Source organism: Pseudomonas sp. GM84, assembly GCF_000282535.1.
In the GTDB taxonomy this organism is placed as follows: Bacteria; Pseudomonadota; Gammaproteobacteria; order Pseudomonadales; family Pseudomonadaceae; genus Aquipseudomonas.
The window spans coordinates 1-21071 of record NZ_AKJC01000098.1; the positions used below are offsets into that span (position 1 = coordinate 1).

At 62.1% G+C, this 21071-nt stretch carries 17 protein-coding genes; 9 read left to right on the plus strand and 8 right to left on the minus strand.

The window, feature by feature from the left end; translation table 11 throughout:
• Positions 1-73 precede the first annotated feature (73 nt).
• Positions 74-4939, minus strand: coding sequence for an NAD-glutamate dehydrogenase (locus tag PMI38_RS08570; RefSeq protein WP_008092791.1), 4866 nt, complete (start codon positions 4937-4939; stop codon positions 74-76).
• A 245-nt stretch (positions 4940-5184) separates the two neighbouring features.
• Here PMI38_RS08570 and PMI38_RS08575 point away from each other — a divergent pair, with 245 nt between their 5' ends.
• From PMI38_RS08575 to lhgO, 3 genes are all read left to right on the plus strand, one after another.
• Positions 5185-5538 carry a hypothetical protein gene (locus PMI38_RS08575; protein WP_008092792.1) on the plus strand — a complete coding sequence of 118 codons (354 nt, stop codon included), beginning with the start codon at positions 5185-5187 and terminating at the stop codon, positions 5536-5538.
• Positions 5539-5728: 190 nt separating this feature from the next.
• Positions 5729-6436, plus strand: a complete 708-nt coding sequence (locus PMI38_RS08580) for a FadR/GntR family transcriptional regulator (protein ID WP_008092794.1) — start codon at positions 5729-5731, stop codon at positions 6434-6436.
• A gap of 101 nt (positions 6437-6537) precedes the next feature.
• The gene (lhgO, locus tag PMI38_RS08585; protein WP_008092795.1) at positions 6538-7776 is read left to right on the plus strand and encodes an L-2-hydroxyglutarate oxidase; all 1239 of its coding nucleotides are present in this window, start codon (positions 6538-6540) and stop codon (positions 7774-7776) included.
• Between the two features lie 62 nt (positions 7777-7838).
• Here the strand turns inward: lhgO and PMI38_RS08590 are convergent, their stop codons facing one another.
• The gene (locus PMI38_RS08590; RefSeq protein ID WP_008092798.1) at positions 7839-9122 is read right to left on the minus strand and encodes a T6SS phospholipase effector Tle1-like catalytic domain-containing protein; all 1284 of its coding nucleotides are present in this window, start codon (positions 9120-9122) and stop codon (positions 7839-7841) included.
• Positions 9123-9308: 186 nt separating this feature from the next.
• On the opposite strand from PMI38_RS08590, the gene PMI38_RS08595 reads away from it, so the two are divergent.
• From PMI38_RS08595 to PMI38_RS08620, 6 genes are read left to right on the plus strand one after another with little or no spacing between them, the layout of a single operon-like run.
• Positions 9309-10268 (plus strand): AAA family ATPase, encoded by a 960-nt coding sequence (locus PMI38_RS08595; RefSeq protein WP_008092799.1) that lies wholly within the window; start codon positions 9309-9311, stop codon positions 10266-10268.
• 4 nt (positions 10269-10272) lie between these two features.
• On the plus strand, positions 10273-11217 hold the full coding sequence (locus PMI38_RS08600) for a DUF58 domain-containing protein (protein WP_008092802.1): 945 nt from the start codon (positions 10273-10275) through the stop codon (positions 11215-11217).
• Positions 11214-11708, plus strand: coding sequence for a DUF4381 domain-containing protein (locus PMI38_RS08605; RefSeq protein ID WP_008092803.1), 495 nt, complete (start codon positions 11214-11216; stop codon positions 11706-11708). Before PMI38_RS08600 ends, PMI38_RS08605 begins: the two co-directional genes overlap by 4 nt.
• Entirely contained in the window at positions 11701-12777 is a 1077-nt protein-coding gene (locus PMI38_RS08610) for a vWA domain-containing protein (RefSeq protein WP_008092805.1), read from the plus strand. Before PMI38_RS08605 ends, PMI38_RS08610 begins: the two co-directional genes overlap by 8 nt.
• Complete coding sequence (locus PMI38_RS08615; protein WP_008092806.1) at positions 12774-14492, plus strand: tetratricopeptide repeat protein; 1719 nt, start codon at positions 12774-12776, stop codon at positions 14490-14492. The genes PMI38_RS08610 and PMI38_RS08615 overlap by 4 nt, the downstream gene beginning before the upstream one ends.
• Positions 14489-16114: a BatD family protein gene (locus tag PMI38_RS08620; RefSeq protein ID WP_008092808.1), complete on the plus strand. Its 1626-nt coding sequence runs from the start codon at positions 14489-14491 to the stop codon at positions 16112-16114. The genes PMI38_RS08615 and PMI38_RS08620 overlap by 4 nt, the downstream gene beginning before the upstream one ends.
• A 325-nt stretch (positions 16115-16439) precedes the next feature.
• On the opposite strand, the gene PMI38_RS08625 is transcribed toward PMI38_RS08620, so the two are convergent.
• The 6 genes from PMI38_RS08625 to PMI38_RS08640 form a co-directional block, all read right to left on the minus strand.
• Positions 16440-16871: a DUF2628 domain-containing protein gene (locus PMI38_RS08625; protein ID WP_008092810.1), complete on the minus strand. Its 432-nt coding sequence runs from the start codon at positions 16869-16871 to the stop codon at positions 16440-16442.
• A 234-nt stretch (positions 16872-17105) separates the two neighbouring features.
• On the minus strand, positions 17106-17420 hold the full coding sequence (locus PMI38_RS08630; RefSeq protein WP_043273270.1) for a DUF7716 domain-containing protein: 315 nt from the start codon (positions 17418-17420) through the stop codon (positions 17106-17108).
• Between the two features lie 116 nt (positions 17421-17536).
• Positions 17537-17998, minus strand: a complete 462-nt coding sequence (locus PMI38_RS27070; RefSeq protein ID WP_157214858.1) for a hypothetical protein — start codon at positions 17996-17998, stop codon at positions 17537-17539.
• A 136-nt stretch (positions 17999-18134) separates the two neighbouring features.
• Positions 18135-18485 (minus strand): NTF2 fold immunity protein, encoded by a 351-nt coding sequence (locus PMI38_RS26525; protein WP_274517614.1) that lies wholly within the window; start codon positions 18483-18485, stop codon positions 18135-18137.
• Positions 18486-18591: 106 nt separating this feature from the next.
• On the minus strand, positions 18592-19110 hold the full coding sequence (locus PMI38_RS08635; RefSeq protein ID WP_008092811.1) for an SMI1/KNR4 family protein: 519 nt from the start codon (positions 19108-19110) through the stop codon (positions 18592-18594).
• 26 nt (positions 19111-19136) lie between these two features.
• Positions 19137-21071: RHS repeat-associated core domain-containing protein (locus PMI38_RS08640; RefSeq protein ID WP_008092813.1), on the minus strand; the 1935-nt coding region annotated here is incomplete at its 5' end.

A 21071-nucleotide genomic window follows, 5' to 3' on the forward strand; every position in this document is an offset into this window, starting at 1 on the left:
GCCGGCGATAGGGCCGGAACAGACAAAAAAGCCCCGGCATCACTGCCGGGGCTTTTTCATTTCAGCTGACCGCTCAGGACGGCACCACCGCCGCCTGCCCGCTCATCGCCAGGTCGACCAGCTCGCGGTTGGCCACCGCGTACATCGCATAGTCGGTACCGGTCGCATTACGCAGGTCGTCGAGCATGGCGCGCCAGCGCTCGACCATCACCCGGTGCTGCTCGGCCCACAGCGCCACGCGGGCGTCCATGTCCTGCGGCGCATCGGCCATTTGCAGCACGGAGATGGTGATAGCCCGCTGCTGCAGGTCGATGTCGTCGCGGAACGACTCGCGGGCCAGGGCCTGCCAGTTGTTCTCCACCGAAAGGTTACTGATTTCCTGCAGGTACCAGGTCAGGTCCAGCGCACTGCCCACGGCGAAGAACGCCTTGGCCACCTGGGCCGGCTCATGCCCGGTGACATCGGCCGCCTCGATGATCGGCAGCAGCGTGTACAGATGGCTGGTACCGGCGACCATGCGCGCCAGCAGTTCCGGCACCCCGGCATCGACGAAGCCCTGGTAGCGCACCATCCAGCGTTCGCGGGTCGGGCCTTCCAGCAGTTCGTCGAGCTTGAGCCCGAGCTGGGCGATTTTCGGCCCGAAGTGCGCGGTGTCGCGCCCGGCATCCTGCTCGTTGCGCCGGCTGCGCAGGAACCAGCGGGTGGCACGACGGCCCAGGCGCATCAGCTCGTCCATCAGGGTCAGCTGGATTTCCGCTGGCACCTGGTAGTCCAGCGCCTCGATCTGGCGGAACCAGTGCGGCAGGTGGAAGATGTCGCGCACGATCACATAGGCGCCGGCGACGTTGGCCGGACTCATGCCGGTGGACTCCTTCAGGCGCTGCACGAAGGTGATGCCCATGTTGTTGACCAGGTCGTTGGCGATCTGGGTGCTGACGATTTCGCGCTTCAGGCGGTGGCGGCGCATGGCCTCGGCGAACTTGCTCACCAGCGACGGCGGGAACGCGGTTTCCATGTCGCGGGTCAGGTAGTCGTCGTCCGGCACCAGCGACTTGAGCAATTGCTCCTTGAGGTCGATCTTGCTGTACGAAATCAGCACCGACAGTTCGGCACGGGTCAGTCCTTGACCTGCGGCGATACGCTCGGCCAGTTGCTCTTCGGACGGCAGGAACTCGATGGGCCGGTCCAGCTTGCCGCGGCCTTCAAGATCAGCCATCAGGCGCTTGTACTCGGCGATCCGCTCGCGGGCGCGGCGCGCCGCCAGCGACAGGGCCTGGGTCTGCTTGTAGTTGTTGCCCAGCACCAGGCCGGCCACTTCATCGGTCATGCTGCCCAGCAGCTGGTTGCGCTGCTTCTCGGTCATGTCGCCGCCCTGCACCACTTCATTGAGCAGGATCTTGATGTTGACCTCGTGGTCGGAGCAGTCCACGCCGCCGGCGTTGTCGATGAAGTCGGTGTTGGTGGCGCCGCCGTTCAGGCCGAACTCGACACGGCCCAGCTGGGTCATGCCGAGGTTGCCGCCCTCGCCCACCACCTTGCAGCGCAGCTCGTTGCCGTTGACCCGCAGTGCGTCGTTGGCCTTGTCGCCGACATCGGCGTGGCTTTCACTGCTGGCTTTCACATAGGTGCCGATGCCGCCGTTCCACAGCAGGTCCACCGGCGCCTTGAGCAGTGCGTGCAGCAGCTCGGTCGGGGTCAGGCGATCGGCCTCGATGGCGAAGCGTTCCTTCATCTGCGGGCTGATGGCAATGCTCTTGGCACTGCGCGGGAAGATCCCGCCGCCTTCGGACATGATGCTGGTGTCGTAGTCGCTCCAGGCCGAACGCGGCAGGTCGAACAGGCGCTTGCGCTCGACGAAGCTGGTGGCAGGGTCCGGGTTGGGGTCGATGAAGATGTGCAGGTGGTTGAACGCCGCCACCAGCTGCAGTTTTTCCGACATGAGCAAGCCGTTGCCGAACACGTCGCCGGCCATGTCGCCGACACCGATCACGGTGATCGGGTCCTGCTGCACGTTGATGCCGCGCTCGCGGAAGTGGCGTTGTACGCCAACCCAGGCCCCACGGGCGGTGATGCCCATCTTCTTGTGGTCATAACCGGCCGAACCGCCCGAAGCGAACGCATCGCCGAGCCAGAAGCCGTAGTCGATGGCGATGCCGTTGGCGATATCGGAGAAGGTCGCGGTGCCTTTGTCGGCCGCCACCACCAGGTACGGGTCATCGTCGTCGTGACGCACCACGTTGGCCGGCGGCACCACGCCCCCTTCCTTGAGGTTGTCGGTGATATCGAGCAGGCCCGAGATGAAGATGCGGTAGCAGGCCACGCCTTCGGCGGCGATTTCGTCGCGGGTGCCGCCCAGCGGCAAGCGCCGCGGCAGGAAGCCGCCCTTGGCGCCGACCGGCACGATCACCGAGTTCTTCACCTGCTGGGCTTTCACCAGGCCCAGTACTTCGGTACGGAAGTCCTCTTCGCGGTCCGACCAGCGCAGGCCGCCACGGGCAACGTTGCCAAAGCGCAGGTGCACGCCCTCGACCCGTGGCGAGTAGACGAAAATTTCGAACTTCGGCACCGGCTTGGGCAGTTCGGGGATCAGCTTGGGGTTGAACTTGAAGCTGAAGTACGACTTGTTGTGGCCGTTGGCATCAGGCTGGTAGAAGTTGGTACGCAGGGTGGCCTTGATCAGGTCCAGGTAGCGACGCAGGATACGGTCCTCGTTGAGCACCTGGACATCGTCCAGGGCGGTGAGGATCGCCTGCTCCAGGCGCAGCTGCTTGTCGTCCAGGTCTTCATTGGTGAGCTTGCGCGCCAGGTAGAAGCGGGTCTTGAACAACCGGGTCAGCTCGCGGGCGATGTCGGTGTGGTTGTTCAGGGTGCTGGCGATGTAGCCCAGGTCGAAGCCCAGGCGGATCTGCTTGAGGTAGCGGGCATAGGCACGCAGCAGCGCCACGTCACGCCACGGCAGCCCGGCGGTGAGCACCAGGCGGTTGAAGGCGTCGTTTTCGGCATCGCCCTGGACGATGTGGATGAAGGCGTCCTGAAGAATGTCGTTGAGCTGCTGGATGTCCAGGCTCAGGCCTTCGCTGTAGGTGAACGCGAAGTCGTGGATCCAGTACTCGCGACCGCTGGCGTGGCGCAGGCGGTAGGGGAATTCGCCGAGCACGCGCAGGCCCAGGTTTTCGAGGATCGGCAGCACGTCCGACAGCGCCAGCGGGGTATCGGCGTGGTACAGCTTGCAGTGCAGCAGGCGTTCGCCCACGCGCGTCAGCGGCTGGTAGAAGCTCATCGCCAGCGGCTTGTTCTCGGACAGCGCCAGCACGTGCTGCAGGTCGACGACCGCCGAATGCGCGGCAAAGCGCTCGCGGTAGCCGGCCGGGAAGCCTTTGGGGAAGTCGCCGAGGATGTTGGTGCCCTGGGCTTCACCGAAGTTTTCGATCACCAGCGCCGAATAGTCGTCATGCCACGAGCGGCAGGCCTGGATCACCTCGTTTTCCAGCTGCTGGGGGTCGATGTCGATGCGGTTCTTCGGGTCGACCCGCAAGATCAGCTGCACGCGCGCCAGCACCGACTCGGAGAAGAAGGTCCAGAACTCGCAGTCACTGGCCTTCAGGCGCTCCATCAGCACCTGCTGGATCTTCTGGCGCACCTCGGTGGAGTAGATTTCCCGCGGCACGTAGGCCAGGCAGTAGCAGAAGCGCCCGTAGGGGTCCTTGCGCAGGAACACGCGGATCTTGTTGCGTTCCTGGATCTGCACGATCGACATCACGGTGCTGAACAGCTCGTCGATCGGGGTCTGGAACAGGTCGTCGCGCGGCAGCACTTCGAGTACCTGGGCCAGCTCCTTGCCCAGGTGGGCTTTCGGGTCGAAGCCCGAACGGCGCTCGACTTCGGCGACCTTGACGCGGATGTAAGGGATGGCATGCACGCTCTCGCCGTACACCGAGGAGGTGTACAGGCCCATGAAGCGGTGCTCCTTGACGACCTTGCCGTCGGCGTCCAGCTGGCGGATCGACACATAGTCCGGGTAGGCCGGGCGGTGCACGCGGCTGGGCAATGCGGCCTTGGCGAACGACAGCAGCAGCGGCTCGGCCAGATAGGCCACGGCGTAGTCTTCGATACGCAGTTCTTCGGGCGTCAGGCCTACGCGCAGGCGACGCGGCAGCCCCAGGAAGGAATGCTCGTCGTAGAACATCTGGCCGCCGCCAGAGTCGGCCTGCACGGTGAATTCTTCATAGCCGAGGAAGGTGAAATGGTTGTCCAGCAACCATTCGAGGAACGCCTTTACCTCGCCTTTCTCATGTTGAACCGGGGCAAACGGGGTTTGCTCCACCAACGCCACGATCTCCCGCAGCTTGGCTTTCATCGGCTCGAAATCGGCCACGGCTACGCGCACTTCGGCCAGCACCTGCTCGATCTCGCGGGTCAGCACGTTCAGTTCGGCGGCGTTGGCGCAGCGGTCGATCTCCAGGTACATCAGCGACTCGTGGCGCACACCCTCGCCCTGCGTGCCCTTGGGCAGCAGTTCGAGCAGCTCGCCCTTGGCCCCGCGGCGCACGCTCAGTACGGTGGTCTGCAGGGTGTGAATGCTGTAGCCGCGGCGGTTGAGTTCGGTGCGTACCGAGTCGACCAGAAATGGCAGGTCATGGTGCAGGACCTCGACCACGGTATGGGTCGACTGCCAACCGTTGCGCTCGTAGTCGGGGTTGTACACCCGCACCTGCGGCTGCTCGGGGTCGAAGCGCTCGATGATGCTCCAGGCAGACAAGGTGCAGCCGGCAAGGTCCGACAGCCTGCGCTGGGTGAGTTCGTCCAGAGAGATGATGCCGAAGAACTGCTCGGCGAACAGCGCCACTTGTGGCAGTGACTGTTCGCTGATGTGCTGCGCCAGGGCCGCCTGCAGTTGATGCTGGAAGTCGGCTTTGCTGGCTGCGGTGAAGAACGCCATCTGTGGTACTCCGCTTGGGCTTTGTAATAGTTGAAGCGTCGCGTGCGTCCGACGATTACGGATCAACGATAGCCAACCCGTGGCAAGCCGGACGTAAAGTTCAGGGCTCGCCGAAGCTTAACGACTGATCGGTCATTGCCGCTTGCAGCGCTGCGACAATTTCGGTCAAGGGGGGGTAACTTTACGTTTATGGATGCCGACAACACTGTCAGAATTCCCTTTCATTTCCTTGATCCGAGCCCGCCATGCAAATCAATACCGCCCTGCTCTTCGCCACGCCCTGCGACGACGAGGAAGACAACATGGCGACCTTGTGCTGCCACAGCGACAAGGGCCAGATGTTCCTGCTGACCCGTTATCCGGACGAAGACACCGTCGACCTGACCCTGGACGACGAGCCTTCGACACTGGATGGGTTGAAGGTGACCTTGAGTGCCCAGCGGTTGCTGATCGAGGTGGCGGCTGGGGATCGCGATGCGCTGAAGGGCGATGAAGCGCTGGAGATCGTGCTGACATCGGCGGGGACTGACCTGGAAGAGGTCGAGCTGACCTTGCGCAATATCCTCGATGGCACCGGGACCTTCGTCAGCGAGCTTTGAGTTTCGCCTGCGCCGGCCCTCTCGCCGGCAAGCCGGCTCCCACAGGCACCCCACTGAATCTGAACTGTGCGCCGTACCTGTGGGAGCCGGCTTGCCGGCGACAGGGCCCTGACAGACAACCTCAAACCATTGACAGCCCACACCCACGACAGGCATTGTCTGACAACCTGACTACTAGGCAACCGCTTCCATGCTAGAGCTCCAGCGCCCCGACACCCTGGTCGAACGGGTTGTCAACGCCATCCGCGCCGAGATCGATTCCGGCCGCCTGGCCGCCGAATCGCGCCTGCCCACCGAGCAGCAACTGGCCGAACAGCTCAATGTCAGCCGTTCGGTGGTGCGCGAGGCCGTGGCACAGCTCAAGGCCGATGGCGTGCTGATTGCCCGTCGCGGGCTCGGCTCCTACATCTCGCAAACACCCAACGGCACCGTATTCCGCTTCCCCGCCAGCCAAGGGCGCAAGCCGGACCTGGTGCAGATGTTCGAAATGCGCCTGTGGATCGAAACCCAGGCCGCCGCCATCGCCGCGCGCCGCCGCGACCCGCATGACCTGGCGAACATGGCCGAGGCCCTGCAGGCCATGCGCGACAAACGCAGCGACTTCGCCACCGCCTCGGCCGCAGATGTGGCCTTCCACCGGGCGATTGCCGAAGCCAGCAAGAACGATTACTTCGTGGCCTTCCACGACTTCCTCGGCGGCCAGCTGGCCAGCGCGCGGCGCACCGCCTGGGAAAATTCCGCCCACTCGGCAGGCGGTTCGGCGGATGCCAGCCATGAGCACCAGGCGCTGTACCAGGCTATTGCCGACGGTGATCGCCAGGCGGCGGCGGCTTGCGCGGAAGCCCACCTGCGCGCCTCGGCCAAACGTCTGAAGATCGACCTTCCCGCCCTCGACTGACCCGGAGAATACTTCGCGGCCTGGCGAGGCCTTGCGCACGCATCACTTAGTCTGACAACCTGATAAGCAGTCAACCGATAAAAACTTCAAGGTACTCCTGCATGACTTACGACTACTGCATCATCGGCGGCGGCATCGTCGGCCTCGCCACTGCGATGGCCCTGCTGCAACAGCGCCCCGGCGCGTCCTTGCTGATCCTGGAGAAGGAAACCAGCCTCGGCCGCCACCAGACCGGCCACAACAGCGGCGTAATCCATGCAGGCATCTACTACGCACCGGGCAGCCTCAAAGCCGAGCTGTGCAAGCGCGGCGCCCAGGCCACCAAGGACTTCTGCCGCGAGCACGACATCGCCTTCGACGTCTGCGGCAAGCTGCTGGTAGCCTCCAACCCGCTGGAAATGCAGCGCATGCAGGCGCTGTACGAACGCTCGCAGCAGAACGGCCTGAAGGTCGAGCGCCTCGACGCCGCCGAGCTCGCACGCCGCGAACCGAACATCGCCGGCCTCGGTGCGCTGTTCGTCGACGCCACCGGCATCGTCGACTACAAGCAGGTGTGCTACGCCATGGCCAAGGTCATCGAACAGGCCGGTGGCGAAGTGCGCCTGGGCACCACCGTGCAGGCCATCCGCGAGCTGGGCGAGCATGTCGAAATCCGCGACCAGAACCAGACCTGGCACACTCGCCAGCTGGTCGCCTGCGCCGGCCTGCAATCCGACCGCCTGGCGCGCCTGGCCGGGGTCAAGATCGACCATCAGATCATCCCGTTCCGCGGCGAGTACTACCGTCTGCCGGCCAGCAAGAACCAGATCGTCAACCACCTGATCTACCCGATCCCAGACCCGGAGCTGCCGTTCCTCGGCGTGCACCTGACACGCATGATCGACGGCAGCGTCACCGTCGGCCCCAACGCCGTGCTGGGCTTTGGCCGGGAAAACTATCGCAAGTTCGGGGTGAACTGGCGCGATGTGGCCGAGTACGCGAGCTTCCCGGGGTTCTGGAAAACCATCTGGAACAACCTCGGCTCGGGCACCACCGAGATGAAGAACTCGCTGTTCAAACGTGGCTACCTGGAGCAATGCCGCAAGTATTGCCCGTCGCTGCAAGTCGAGGACCTGCTGCCCTATGAAGCCGGTATTCGCGCCCAGGCGGTGATGCGCGACGGCACCCTGGTCCACGACTTCCTGTTCGCCGAGACCCCGCGCATGGTGCATGTCTGCAATGCCCCGTCGCCGGCTGCCACGTCGGCCATTCCGATCGGCGAGATGATCGCCGAGAAGATCCTCAAGCAGGACACCGCTACAAAGACCCAGGTCCGCAAGCACTCGACCTCGAAAAACTGAGGCTCGGCGGCGCTGTCGACGCCTTCGCGTGCGAAGTCGCCGACAGCGCCAACCCTCACTGATCAGCTGGGCGGATTGTCATGCACCACCCTGCCACCTGCGGCGGGTCGGTCTATGTACAGCATGTCCAGCGCACTGTTGCGTAATCCCTTGAAGGCATTCCAATGCGCCGACGTGTGCACGTATTTGCTGCGCAGCAAGGCGTGCTCAGCGGGCGTGAGCTGCGGTTGAAGGCAACGCCCAAGGGCAAAGTCATGCAGTTTGCGGCTGATCACCTGCAGCTCCTCAGGCAGCCGATGCGCCTCGTCCTCGCCCAACGCTTCGAACGGCACGCCACCCCTCACCGCCAGTTCACGCATGACGCTCAGGTACACCCGCGAGAGATGCCCGCTCACCTCACGCTCCCGGTACACCGCGGCGTACACCTTTTTTTCGGGGTCGTCCCGCCTGCCCCGGTGCCCGGCTAAAGGCTCCTCCCAGACCTGGACACGAGCCCGAGGCTCATCCAGCTCCGCGAAAGTCGAGTCCAGCAAGGCATCCACAGCAAGGTACGCCTGAGTGCGCTCGGCCGGGGTAATCGCCAGCACCCGGCTCGATTGCGGCTTGCACAACAGCACCTGTTCGCGCAGGGAAAGCGGATAACCACCGCCGATGTTCGAGTGGACGCCTGGCACGACAATATCGTTGTCGCTGCGTATCAGCGGGAAGTTGTGTCGCCGCTCATCGCCGGCCACCAGTTGCACCACCTGCCGCGCAATGCCTTGGCCAAGCCCCAGCTGCAGGCCATCGTAATCGTCATTGGCGGGGTCGAAGTTGCCCTGTAACGGCGCAACGATCGCCGCCACGGTGTCGAACAGCCCCACGAATTCGATCACCCTGTCACCTTGCAGCTCGCTCGGCAGGCTTTGCCCGCCCTTGGCCAACCTGTTGGCCAGATGCCTGGCCGCTGCCGCGCCACGGCTGAAACCGAACAGGTCGAACGCAATGTATCCGGGCAACACCTGGGGAGCGCTCGCCAGGCAATGGCGTACCTGCTCCGCCACGTCGAGCAGTGCCGTATCCACGCGCGCCTGGACACCGGTACACCCTCTGCCGGTTAGCCCGTCATAGGCTGAGTCGGGCGCCCCTTGCACAGTACCGACGCCCTCCACATACAGCTTGAGGAAGCACTGATCGCCCATGCGGCCACTGGGGTAAAGCGCGTGCAGCAGGGCGATGTTGCTCGGGGCATTGCCGTAACTGCCCGCTTCGCCGCCGTCAGAGTCCATGGCATTGGCTTGATTGTTGCCGGTGCCATCGAAGAAGATGCCCACCCGTAGCGTGGCTGAGCCAGTTTGCTTGTCCATCGTAACGCTCCTTGATGAAATGGAGCGAACAAGCAAGCGTCGGTTGGCGCCGGCAGAAAATCAGCGATTGCCACAAACATCGAGCGCAGATTTCGACGCGGCACTGCGGATGCATTAAAGTATCCCCCCTTGCCAGGTCAGTTGCCTTCCGCGCTCGCCCTGGCCCTATTCCAGGAACCGTCATCGATGGAACACCGTGAAGCGCTGATCGCGCTGCGCACCTTTCTCTCCTCGCAGATTCTCGGCCAGGAAAAGCTTGTCGAACGTCTGTTGATCGTGCTGCTGGCCGACGGCCACATGCTGGTCGAAGGTGCGCCTGGCCTGGCTAAGACCAAGGCCATCAAGGAGTTGGCCGAGGGCATCGAGGCGCAGTTCCATCGCATCCAGTTCACCCCCGACCTGCTGCCGGCCGATATCACCGGCACCGAAATCTATCGCCCGGAGACCGGCAGCTTCGTGTTCCAGCAGGGGCCGATCTTCCACAACCTGGTGCTGGCCGACGAAATCAACCGCGCCCCGGCCAAGGTCCAGTCGGCCTTGCTCGAAGCCATGGGCGAGCGCCAGGTCAGCGTCGGCCGCAGCACGTATGACCTGTCGCCGCTGTTCCTGGTCATGGCCACGCAGAACCCGATCGAGCAGGAAGGCACCTACCCGCTGCCCGAAGCGCAGCTTGACCGTTTCCTGATGCACGTGAAAATCGGCTTCCCCGACGCCGCCGTGGAGCGGCGCATTCTCGCCCAGGCCCGCGGCGAAGCCCTGGGCGGCGAAGTGAAGCCTGAGCGCCGGGTCAGCCAGTTGGCGATCTTCGCCGCGCGCAAGGAAATCCTCGGTCTGTACATGGCCGACGCGGTGGAGGAGTACCTGGTGCAACTGATCATGGCCACCCGCACCCCAGGCAAGTTCGATACCGAAATGGCCGACTGGATCGCCTACGGCGCCAGTCCGCGCGGTTCCATCGCCCTGGACCGCTGCGCGCGTGCCCACGCCTGGCTGGCGGGGCGCGACTTCGTCAGCCCCGAAGATATCCAGGCCGTGCTGTTCGACGTGCTGCGCCACCGCATCATCCTGTCGTTCGAAGCCGAAGCCGCGGGGATCGATCAGGACCGCGTGGTCCAGCGCATCCTCGACGTCGTCGCCGTTGCCTGAGCCCATGCCCTCCGCGCAGCAAGCCGAACCTGGAATCCGCATCGGCCTCGCCGAGCTGATCGACATGCGCCACCGCGTGCGCGAGATCCAGCTGTTTTCCCGCCCTGGCCAGCGCAGCCCGCTGGTCGGCCTGCACCACTCCAAACTGCGCGGACGCGGCGTGGACTTCGACCAGGTGCGTGTCTACCAGGCCGGAGACGACGTGCGCAACATCGACTGGCGCGTCACCGCCCGTACCCAGGAGCCGCATACCAAGCTGTTTCACGAGGAACGTGAACGGCCCATCTTCATTCTTGTGGAGCAAAGCCAACGCTTGTTCTTCGGTTCGGGCCTGATGTTCAAGTCAGTGCTGGCAGCCGAGGCCGCCGCGCTGTTCGGCTGGGCTGCCCTGGGCCATAACGACCGCATCGGCGGCCTGGTGTTCGGCGACAACGAGCACCACGAAATCAAACCACGGCGCAGCAAGCAAAGCCTGCTGCAACTGCTCAACCGCCTGGCCAAGGTCAACCAGGCGCTGCACACCGAAGCCGTACCCCAGGCCGACAGCCTCGGCCTGGCCCTGCGCCGCGCCCGGGAAGTGCTGCGCCCCGGCAGCCTGGCCATCGTGATTTGCGACGAGCGCTCGCTCAGCCCCCAGGCCGAGCAACACCTGGCCATGCTCTCGCGCCACTGCGATTTGCTGCTGATGCCCGTTTCCGACCCGCTCGACCACGCCCTGCCCGCCGCCGGCCTGCTGCGTTTTGCCCAGCGCAGCGCGCAGCTGGAGCTCGACACCCTGGACGCCAACCTGCGCCAGGCCTACCGTCAACAGGCAGAAGCACGCATCGACCGCTGGGAGTTGATGGCGCAGAAGCTGCGTGTGGTGCTGATGCCGCTGAGCACCCAGAGCGAAATGATCGAGCAGTTGCGTGAATACCTGAACGCCCAGCGCCCAGGGAGCGGCCAATGAATCCGCTGGATCAACTGCAACCGTTGATTGCGCCGCCGGCCATCGGGCTGTGGCCACCGGCGCCTGGCTGGTGGCTGCTGCTCGCGCTGCTGCCCGCCCTGGCCTGGGGACTGTGGCGGCTGCGCCACTGGCGCCCGGGCAAGCGCCGCGTGGTACGGGCCGAACAACCGCTGGACCCGGTGCGCGAGGAAGCCCTGGCCGAGCTCGCCCGCTTGCCACGCCCCTACGACGGCGCGCCGGCGGGCGCCTGGCTGCAGCAGATCAACGCGTTGCTCAAGCGCTTGTGCCGCAACCACTACCCCGGCGCCAACAGCCATACCCTCAATGGCCGCCAGTGGCTGGCCTTTCTCGACAACCGCTGCCCGGCCGCCGGCCTGACGCGCTGGATGGTGCTGGTCGAAGGCGCCTACAAGCCCGAGTGCAAGCTCGACGACAAGGCCATCGCCGGGCTCAGCCAGGCCGTCGAAACCTGGATCCGCAAACATGTTTGAACTGGCCTGGCCGTGGATCTTCCTGCTGCTGCCGCTGCCCTGGCTGGCGCGCCTGCTGCTGCCCGCTGCCGACAGCGGCGAGCCGGTGCTCAAGGTCGGTTTCCTCCATGAACTGGAACGCCTGGCCGGACGCCGGGCGCGACTGAACCTGCCGACCTGGCGGCAGCAGGCACCGTTCGTGCTGATCTGGTTGCTGCTGCTACTGGCCGCCGCCCGCCCGCAATGGCTCGGCGAACCGGTACCGGTTGCCGCCAGTGGCCGCGACCTGCTGGTGGCCGTGGATGTGTCCGGTTCCATGGACTTCCCCGACATGCAGTGGAAGGACGAGGAGATCAGCCGCCTGGAGCTGGTCAAGGCACTGCTTGGCGACTTTCTCCAGGACCGCGAAGGCGACCGCGTCGGCCTGATCCTGTTCGGCAGCCAGGCCTACCTGCAGGCGCCGCTGACCTTCGACCGACGCACCGTGCGCACCTTCCTCGACGAAGCGCAGATCGGCATCGCCGGCAAGAACACCGCCATCGGTGACGCCATTGGCCTTGCGGTCAAGCGCCTGCGCCAGCGTCCGGCACAAAGCCGGGTGCTGGTGCTGATCACCGACGGTGCCAACAACGGCGGGCAGATCCACCCGCTGACCGCCGCCCGCCTGGCCGCCCAGGAAGGCGTGCGCATCTACACCATCGGCATCGGCGCCAACCCCGAAGCCAGCGGCACCCCCGGCCTGCTCGGTCTGAACCCGAGCCTGGACCTGGACGAAGCCTCGCTCAAGGAGATCGCCGATCTGACCCATGGCGCCTACTTCCGCGCCCACGATGGCGAGGAGCTGGACGCCATCGGCGATACCCTCGATCAATTGGAACCGGTGGCGCAACAGCCGACCCAGGCGCGCACCGCCACAGCCCTGTACGCCTGGCCATTGGCCCTGGCCCTGCTGCTCAGCGTGTTGCTGGTGGTGGCCGTGCAATGGCCGGACAACCTGCTGCAGCGTGTGCTGCGCAGGCCGCGTTTCCTGCAGCCCCACCCGGAATGGCGTGAGCGCCTCAAACGGCTACGCCTGAGGAAGCGCCGATGATCGATCTCTGGCCGCAATGGCTGCGCCCCCTCTGGCTGCTTGTCGTGCCGCTGCTCGCCTGGCTGCTGTTCAAGCTCTGGCACCGGCGCAAACGTGCCGGGCGCTGGCAGATGATCTTGCCGCCGGCGTTCCACCCTGTGCTGCTCGGCGGCGGCAGTGGCAGCAACAGCAAGCTGCCCTGGGTCGCCCTGGGCCTGGCCTGGTTGCTGGTGGTGCTGGCCCTGCTCGGGCCGAGCTGGCAGCGCCTGGAAGAATCCCGCCAGCGCCCGGCCGACCCGCTGGTGATCCTGCTCGAACTGACCCCGCAGATGCTCGCCGAGGACACGGCCCCCAACCGCCTGGAACAGGCCCGACGCAAGATCCTCGACCTGCTCGAACACCGCCGCGACAGCCAGACCGCGCTGATCGTCTATGCCGGCAGTGCGCATACCCTGGTGCCGCTGTCCGACGACCTGGGCACCACGCGCAACCTGCTCGAGGCCATCGACCCGTCGATCATGCCGCAACCCGGCCAGCGCGCCGACCTCGCCGTGCAGAAAGGCCTGGCACTGCTGGCCCAGAGCGGCCTGGGCCAGGGCCGCCTGCTGCTGATCGGCTCGGCGCTGAGCGCGCCGGAGCGCCAGGGCATCGTCCAGGCCCTGGGCCGCCAGGGCCCGAGCCTGTCGATGCTGGGCATCGGCAGTGCCGAGGGTGCACCGGTGCGCCAGGCCAATGGCGAATTCCTCAAGGATGAGCAAGGCGGTATCCTCGTGCCGCGCCTGGACAGCCCGGGCCTCAAGGCGTTCATCAGCGGCACCGGCGGACGCTACCGCCATGCCCGCATCGATGACCTCGACCTGCGCGGCCTTGGCCTGTTCGACAACCCGCGCAGCCTGCGCAACGACGGTCACAACGTGCAGCTCGACAGTTGGGCCGACCAAGGCTACTGGCTGCTGCTGCCCCTGTTGCTGCTGGCCGCCTGCGCCGGGCGCCGTGGCTGGCTGTTCTGCCTGCCGCTGCTGCTGGCCTTGCCGCAACCGAGCCAGGCGTTCGAACTCGATGACCTGTGGCTGCGCCCCGACCAGCAGGGCCAGCGCCTGCTCGAAGACAATCGACCCGCCGAGGCCGCACGCCACTTCCTGGACCCGCAGTGGCGCGGCATGGCCCTGTACCAGGCCGGCGACTATGCCGCAGCCGCCAAGGCCTTCGCCCAGGGCAACAACGCCGCGGCACACTACAATCGTGGCAATGCCCTGGCCCGTGGCGGTGAACTTGAAGCGGCGCTGGATGCCTACGATCAGGCCCTGGAACGCCAGCCCGATCTGCAGCCGGCCCTGGCCAACCAGGCACTGGTCCAGCAACTGCTGCAGCAACGCCAGGCGCAGGCCGAAGAACAACCGGCCAACAGCGATGCCCAAGACACGCCCGGCAGCGAAACCGAGGGCAACAGCAGCTCGGCCAGCAGCCAGACCCAAGGCACACCTGGTCAGGAGCAACCCGCCAGCGCCGAACAAGCCGGCGATAGCAACAGCAACAGCCAGGCAACCCCCGGAAACCAGGCAGGCGATGACGACGGCGTGACCCAGCCGCCCCAGCGGCCGATCTCGACCAGCCTCGATGCCGAGCAGCGCCAGGCCCTGGAACAATGGCTGCGGGAGATCCCCGACAACCCGGCGGAGCTGCTGCGGCGCAAATTCTGGTATGAACAGCAATTGCATCAGGAAACCCCACGATGAGTCGCCTCGGCGTCTTTCTTCTCAGCCTGTTGTGGGCCCTCCTCGCCCAAGCCGAACCGACCCTGCAGGCCAGCGTCGACCGCGCCCGCCTGGAAGCGGGCGAAACCCTGGAGCTGACCCTGGAAAGCCAGGACGTCACCCAGTTCGGCAAGCCCGACTTGCGCGCGCTGGAGGGCGACTTCGAGGTGCGTGGCACGCGCCAGCTGAACAGCCTGCACACCCTCGACGGCGAGACACGCGCCAGCACGCGTTGGATCATCACCCTGCTGCCACGACGCAGCGGCAGCCTGCGCATCCCCGAGTTGCAACTGGGCCAGTCGCAAAGCCAGCCCATCGAGCTGCAGGTGCTGCAAGCCGACGCCAACCGCCAGGGCAGTGCATCCCAGGTATTCGTTGAAGCCACTCTCGACAGCGATCAGGTGTACGTCCAGGCCCAGGCCGTGCTGACCTTGCGCATCTACCATTCGGTGTCGCTGTACGACGACAGCAGCCTGAGTCCGCTGCAGCTGGAAAACGCCAAGGTCGAACCACTGGGCGAGTCACGCACCTACGAGAAGGAAATCAACGGCGTGCGCCACGGCGTGATCGAGACGCGCTATGCGGTCTATCCGCAGCAAAGCGGCGCGTTGGAAATCCCACCGCTCACCTTTACCGCCACCGCCGCCGACAATGCGCCAGCGTCCAACGGCACCGCGCGGGCAGGTCGCCAGGTCCAGGTCAGTTCATTGCCACTGCACCTGGCGGTACGCCCTGTTCCTGCCGACTGGCCGGCAGACATACCCTGGCTACCGGCCCGCAGCCTGAGCCTGGAAGAGCACTGGAACCCGGACCCAAGCAGCCAGCAGACGCAAATTGGCGACTCCCTGACCCGTAGCATCACCTTGCGTGCCGAGGGCCTGTCGAGCACTCAGCTGCCGCAATTGCCCGCCACCGAGATCGTCGGCCTGCGCCGCTACCCGGACCAGCCGCTGCTGCGCAACGAGATCAGCGAACGCGGCATGACCGCCAACCGCGAGGAACGCGAGGCGCTGGTGCCGACCCACAGCGGCGAACTGGCCCTGCCGGCGCTGGAGGTCTCCTGGTGGAACACCCGTGAAGACCACCTGGAACACAGCAGCCTGCCCGCGCGCACCCTGGACGTGCAGGACAACCCGGCATTGAGCGCCGACACCCCGGCCAGTGATGCCAGCGGCAGCAGCGCGCTGCTGTGGCCCTGGCAGCTCGCCACGCTGGTGTTCGCCTTGACCACGGCGCTCGGCTTCACCCTGTGGTGGCGCGCCCGTTCGCAACCGGCCGTGCTGCGCGCCGCTCAAAACGGCCCGAGCCCTCGCACCCTGCTCGACGACCTCAAGCGCGCCTGCCAGGCCAACGACCCGCAGGCCACCCGCCAGGCGCTGGATGCCTGGGCCCGGCAGCATCCGGAAACCCTGGCGGAGATGGCGGCGCGGTTCGTGCCGTTGTCCGATGCGCTGGATGGGTTGAACGGGGCGTTGTATAGCGAGAGTGGCCAGTATTGGCAGGGTGAAGACCTGTGGCGGGCGATTGGCACCATTCCGACGGCTGAGCAGGTGTTGTTGCCGACGGGTGAGAGTGGCAGCTTGCCGCCGCTTTATCCGAAGTGAATGTTTGGGTTGGAGGTGCTTTTCATCGCATCTCTGGCGATCTTGAGATCGAGCGCCGCCCGCGCGGCGCATCGCGGATAAATCCGCTCCTACATTTGTTGCAACGTACCTATGCCTGATAGGCCATGGTTGCTCGCCTTGTTGGTACGACACGATATCTCGGCGGGCGCTAAAAAGCGGACAACCATGACCTGACAGGCTGTGGCACGTTGCGACAAATGTAGGAGCGGATTCATCCGCGATGCGCCGCGCGGGCGGCGCTCGATCTACTAGGCGCTAAAAATGGTACGCCGTGCATTCGCAGCGGCCTGCTGCAACACCAAATTCAGTTGAGCCGCTGCCCTTCGAACGGGTTCCAGCCCTGGTTCCCCTTGTTCTGCTTCAGGTAATAGGCATAGTTGGTCAACACGGCATACAAGAACGCGAAAGCTGTGCTGAGGCCTTGATCCACCGCCCGAGGCACCACATTGCCGGTCACTGCCTCATAAACGCCCTCCAGCAGCCCAATGGCCATGATGATCCCCAGCATGACCAGGTTCTTCTTCCACATGCCCAGCACAAACCAATAGATAGGGCCAAAGAAGAACGCGATGACGTTGCAGTTGATCAGCAGCTTCTTGCGAAACGGCAAGGCGCGAAACGCTGCCTTGAAGGTCTCGGTGCGCGGGCCGCCGTGCTGGTCGAAGAAGGCGAAGCGCTCTTGCCATTTTGGCTTGAGATTGCTGGAGCGGACTTCGGTTTGCGGGGTGCTTTCCATGGTGACTCCTGTCAGTTTCTTCCGTGGAGATGACTGGCCCTGCGGTGGCCAGTGGAGCGGAGGTTAAATGAGTGACCGGCCTGGAACAAGCCAAGGGGCAGGCTGAGTGGGAGCTGGTTCACAGTTTTTACACTACAACTGTCGCCAGGAAAGTTGTATACCTACATGCACTGTCGCAACAGATACCCTTTGCCGGCCAAAGCCCAGGCCAAGCGAGGTGCTAACGCCTCGCACTCAAAACTCTAGAAATGCATCGTTATCGAAGTAGTACTTAAATGCTTCAAAATAATCCTGAACCGTAGCCGACGGCAACTGCTGATCAGTATAGTCAATAACATCCTGTATCATTGGCGCATCCAATGTCTCAATCCACCCCTCACTTGCCACTTGCGGGGGTAGAAAATCAGTCGAGCCCGGAGCAAAATCACGACTATCTAACGAAAACGCCCCTTTTGTATCTAAAGTCCAACTCGTATTAGGCAAATAAAACCAAGCGTCTGGCATTCTATCCAAGCCTTCCAGTACCTCTCGCATGCTATAAGTTTTCATAGCTCCCTCAATACGACGTGCTTTGTAGTCGCAAAACACTGAATCTATACGCACCCCTAGAAAAATTCAAATTAGCACCTAAAGCTCTCCCAGCAAATAACTGCCTTAATGGCACCTTAACAAACAACTGATTGATATATTTTCTCAATTTGTGAGGCATATTTTTTCGCCCCCGGGATGCGAATAGCTTTCAAGTACCTCTCCAACCCTGCTGGATCAAATTCTAAAAAGTGCAGCTCAATCAAATGTATATTTAAAAAATTCCGATAAAATGCATGTGTTTCGAGAACTACATCCTCTTCGTCCTCCGAGCTCTTACCCTCCTGCTCATCAACAGCCCCCAAAGACTTAAGCTTTTGAGAGACATACTTACAAACCACCTCGGAATTGCACGCGACCATTTCGAGATTATGAAGTTCTAAATCTGCGCAATTAAGCTTGTTGGCATCATGCTGGAAAAGCACGTCCGGAGCACTTTCAGAATTTATCTCCAAATTGAGATTTCTTGTCAAGCCGCACAGCAGACTCGAGTACCTTTCATCAGTTACCCAAGTGCGAACATCATCTGCTTTTACCATCCGCCAAGCCCCTTAATAAAACACGGGGCGACCGCCCCATAATTGACAATCATATTTTTAAAAGACTCTGACACATTGCAATCATAAAACCTTCCAAGACTACCCTGCACTCCCTCATCAACACAGGACATTAAACCTATAGAGGTGATCTCCGCCATTTATCATTAAAATCCATTATCTCCTTTTTCTTTATCCTCCATCGCCCATTACGAACAATCAACTGAAGCCTAGAACAAGTCTCCACTCCTTTCAGCTGTTGCACTTGAAACACTTGCTCACTCGCACCACCCCCCAAAACCACCACCTCATCATTGTCGGGATCATATGTAGCAGGTTTTGTGCACCCAAGATCTATAAGACGACCGTAGTGGGACTTATCCTTCACCGCATAAGCATCAAGTATAGACTCCAACCTTAGGGCGTACTCCTTGCGCAACTCCGGATCATCTACCCCCCAAAGACTCTTGCCTCTTTTCGAAAAACTCACTTTCCCAACAATTCATTTCCCTCATAAATCCCATTAGAGCTTCAGCAGCACTTTCTTTTAAGTCTTGAGTCGACATATTAATTCCCAAAAATAAGGTTTACTAATATCACATCTCTTCGATCATGATTACACCCTCTCCGAGAGAAGACATCAGCGCAGCATCCAACTCGTCGACATTTTTCGCCACGAAGTACAGGTGACCACACTCATTCTGTTCTGCAATATCATAATTATTAATAGACCCCCCCTCGTGCAAGTGAGTTCGATCCCAATAATAAACGCCCTCCCGACCCTCTTCACTTATCAGGACATATGGATTCCCACCCCCATCTTCACCGATTGCCACTACTCCCTCTATAAAGCTCAACTCGTCAATAAATTCACTATTGAAGCCAACTAAATCATTACACTCCTCATCAGGAATAACCCCAAAAAGCCGATCAAAACTGATAACGCCATCATCAATAGCTGGCAACTGCAATTGACCGTAATCTGGGTCAGAAAGGTAAAAACCATTCATCCGTTTTAGCAGCTTTCTGTAGCTGTCCGGCAGCGTTGTTTTCAGTGAAAATTCAACTGCATTTATTTCAGAATCACTCAACCCAGCTCTGTATACGATTGGCATAATTAATCCTACTCAACAAGAAGCCTTCATATTTTTACACCACCGGAGTGGGTAAATCGGTTATGTATCTTTTTGGGAACTTCTTGCATGGCCCTCATATTTTCATGATGATGCCATGTATTCTTCGAATAATCAGCCTTACCTTTAGGCGCTAGAGCATCGGACTTCCCGAAATCTCCACCTGGGTTCCTACCATGATTTCCTTTTAAATCAGGGACATCAACCTGCTGCCGTTGATAAGGAGTAAAATCCGGATGACCTTCAGGATACCTAACGACATTACCTTCCCAATCTTGGTAAACCCAGGTACGACCCTCAACTTCCATATGCACTGTGCCACCCTTTTCCAACCATTTAGCAACATCGGGTGAGTGCGTTGGTTTTGCACTCCAACCCCAGGGGTCAATCCATGCAATCGGATTTACTACATATTGATAGAGGTTTATACCTCCAGACAATCCTATAGGATCCTGAATGATAAAGCGGCCCGACTCGGGATCGTAGAATCGGAATGTGTTGTAGTGTAGACCTGTTTCTGAGTCAAAGTACTGCCCTGGAAATCTCAGGTTTTGCTCGACTTCATTTACCGTCAGCTGATCTATTGCCCCCCAAGACCGATAGGTCGCCTGCCAAACAATCTCTCCTTCACTGTTCGTCAGCTCCAACGGAGTACCAATCTGGTCGGTATGGAAGTAATAGACCTTCTGCCCTTCACCCTCAGCCTGATCCACACGCGCCAACGGCGCATAGCTACCCGGTTCGTACAGGTATACGATGCTCTGCCCTGGCGTTTCCTCACAAAGCATCCGCAGCCCTTGCCACAGGAACCGCTTCTGCTCGACCTCGCCGTTGATTTCAGCCTGCTTGGAAATCCGACGTCCGAGACTGTCGTATCGATATTCCCCAGTACTCTCCAGCTTGCCGTTAACCAGCGTTTCGGCGCGCACCAGTCGGTTTTCACAGTCATAGCTAAAGCTTTGTAACTTGCTATGCCCAGAGCGCTTCTCGACCAGGTTGCCCCACGGATCGTAGCGGTACTCCTGATCCCGCCACTGCTGGATCCGGTTGTCCTTGACCTTGTCAAATTGCCGCGCATTGAAGTCCAAGCGATTGGCCGCCGGGTCATAACGGAACTCTTCGCTGCCCACCAGCGAGCCGGTGTCGCGGCTGAGTAGTTGACCGTTGGGTTCGTACTCGTACTTGATCTCGCCGCGCAGTTTATCGAGGGTGCGCACCAGTTCGCCGGCCGGGTCGTACTGGTAGCGACGGTGAATTGGGTTATAGGCATGCTCCACCAGCAGCGACGTATGGATGCCAGCGTTGTGCACCTGGGAGAGTTTGTCGGCGGGCAATGTAGACGCGAACTGCCAGGCCTTGCGCCCCATCGCGTCATAGCCGAAGCAACTGGTCAGCTTGCCCTGCGTCCGATACACCTCGCGGTGCAGGTCATCACGCTCCATGTCGCTGATCACCTGGCCGTCCAGGTTCAACTGGTGCAGATGCCCACTGCCGTAATACAGGTGGTTGACCTTGCGACCATCCGGCAGAGTCAGCGTGGTCAGCTTGCTGAGCGGGCCGTACTCATAGGCCAGTGTGCCGCTGGCGGTGATTTCTTGGGTCAGACGGCCCAGCAGGTCGTAGGCGTATTCCAGCTTTTCTGCGGTGACCCCGAGTTGCTTGCCGATACCGGTGGGTTGCCGCTCAATGCTCAGCAAGCGGTCGACATCGTCGTACTCGAAGTCTTGCCGCGCATCGCGGTTGACCTTGGCGACCAGACGGCCAATGGCGTCACGCTCGAACAGCGTGTCGCGTTCAGGGCGCTCGCCGTTTTCGCCATAGCCAATCTCATTCAACCGAGTCAGGTGGCCGCCATCGTTGTAGCTGAAGCGCCGGGTCAGGTTATCCACCCGCACTTCTTCAATCAGCCGATCCGACGCGTCGTAGGCGAAGCTGTACGTTGC

Bases quoted from the DNA above. Each gene is read 5' to 3' on its own strand.
- PMI38_RS08570 (WP_008092791.1), bottom strand. From the start codon at position 4,939: ATGGCGTTCTTCACCGCAGCCAGCAAAGCCGACTTCCAGCATCAACTG.
- PMI38_RS08575 (WP_008092792.1), top strand. From the start codon at position 5,185: ATGCAAATCAATACCGCCCTGCTCTTCGCCACGCCCTGCGACGACGAG.
- PMI38_RS08580 (WP_008092794.1), top strand. From the start codon at position 5,729: ATGCTAGAGCTCCAGCGCCCCGACACCCTGGTCGAACGGGTTGTCAAC.
- lhgO (WP_008092795.1), top strand. From the start codon at position 6,538: ATGACTTACGACTACTGCATCATCGGCGGCGGCATCGTCGGCCTCGCC.
- PMI38_RS08590 (WP_008092798.1), bottom strand. From the start codon at position 9,122: ATGGACAAGCAAACTGGCTCAGCCACGCTACGGGTGGGCATCTTCTTC.
- PMI38_RS08595 (WP_008092799.1), top strand. From the start codon at position 9,309: ATGGAACACCGTGAAGCGCTGATCGCGCTGCGCACCTTTCTCTCCTCG.
- PMI38_RS08600 (WP_008092802.1), top strand. From the start codon at position 10,273: ATGCCCTCCGCGCAGCAAGCCGAACCTGGAATCCGCATCGGCCTCGCC.
- PMI38_RS08605 (WP_008092803.1), top strand. From the start codon at position 11,214: ATGAATCCGCTGGATCAACTGCAACCGTTGATTGCGCCGCCGGCCATC.
- PMI38_RS08610 (WP_008092805.1), top strand. From the start codon at position 11,701: ATGTTTGAACTGGCCTGGCCGTGGATCTTCCTGCTGCTGCCGCTGCCC.
- PMI38_RS08615 (WP_008092806.1), top strand. From the start codon at position 12,774: ATGATCGATCTCTGGCCGCAATGGCTGCGCCCCCTCTGGCTGCTTGTC.
- PMI38_RS08620 (WP_008092808.1), top strand. From the start codon at position 14,489: ATGAGTCGCCTCGGCGTCTTTCTTCTCAGCCTGTTGTGGGCCCTCCTC.
- PMI38_RS08625 (WP_008092810.1), bottom strand. From the start codon at position 16,871: ATGGAAAGCACCCCGCAAACCGAAGTCCGCTCCAGCAATCTCAAGCCA.
- PMI38_RS08630 (WP_043273270.1), bottom strand. From the start codon at position 17,420: ATGAAAACTTATAGCATGCGAGAGGTACTGGAAGGCTTGGATAGAATG.
- PMI38_RS27070 (WP_157214858.1), bottom strand. From the start codon at position 17,998: ATGGTAAAAGCAGATGATGTTCGCACTTGGGTAACTGATGAAAGGTAC.
- PMI38_RS08635 (WP_008092811.1), bottom strand. From the start codon at position 19,110: ATGCCAATCGTATACAGAGCTGGGTTGAGTGATTCTGAAATAAATGCA.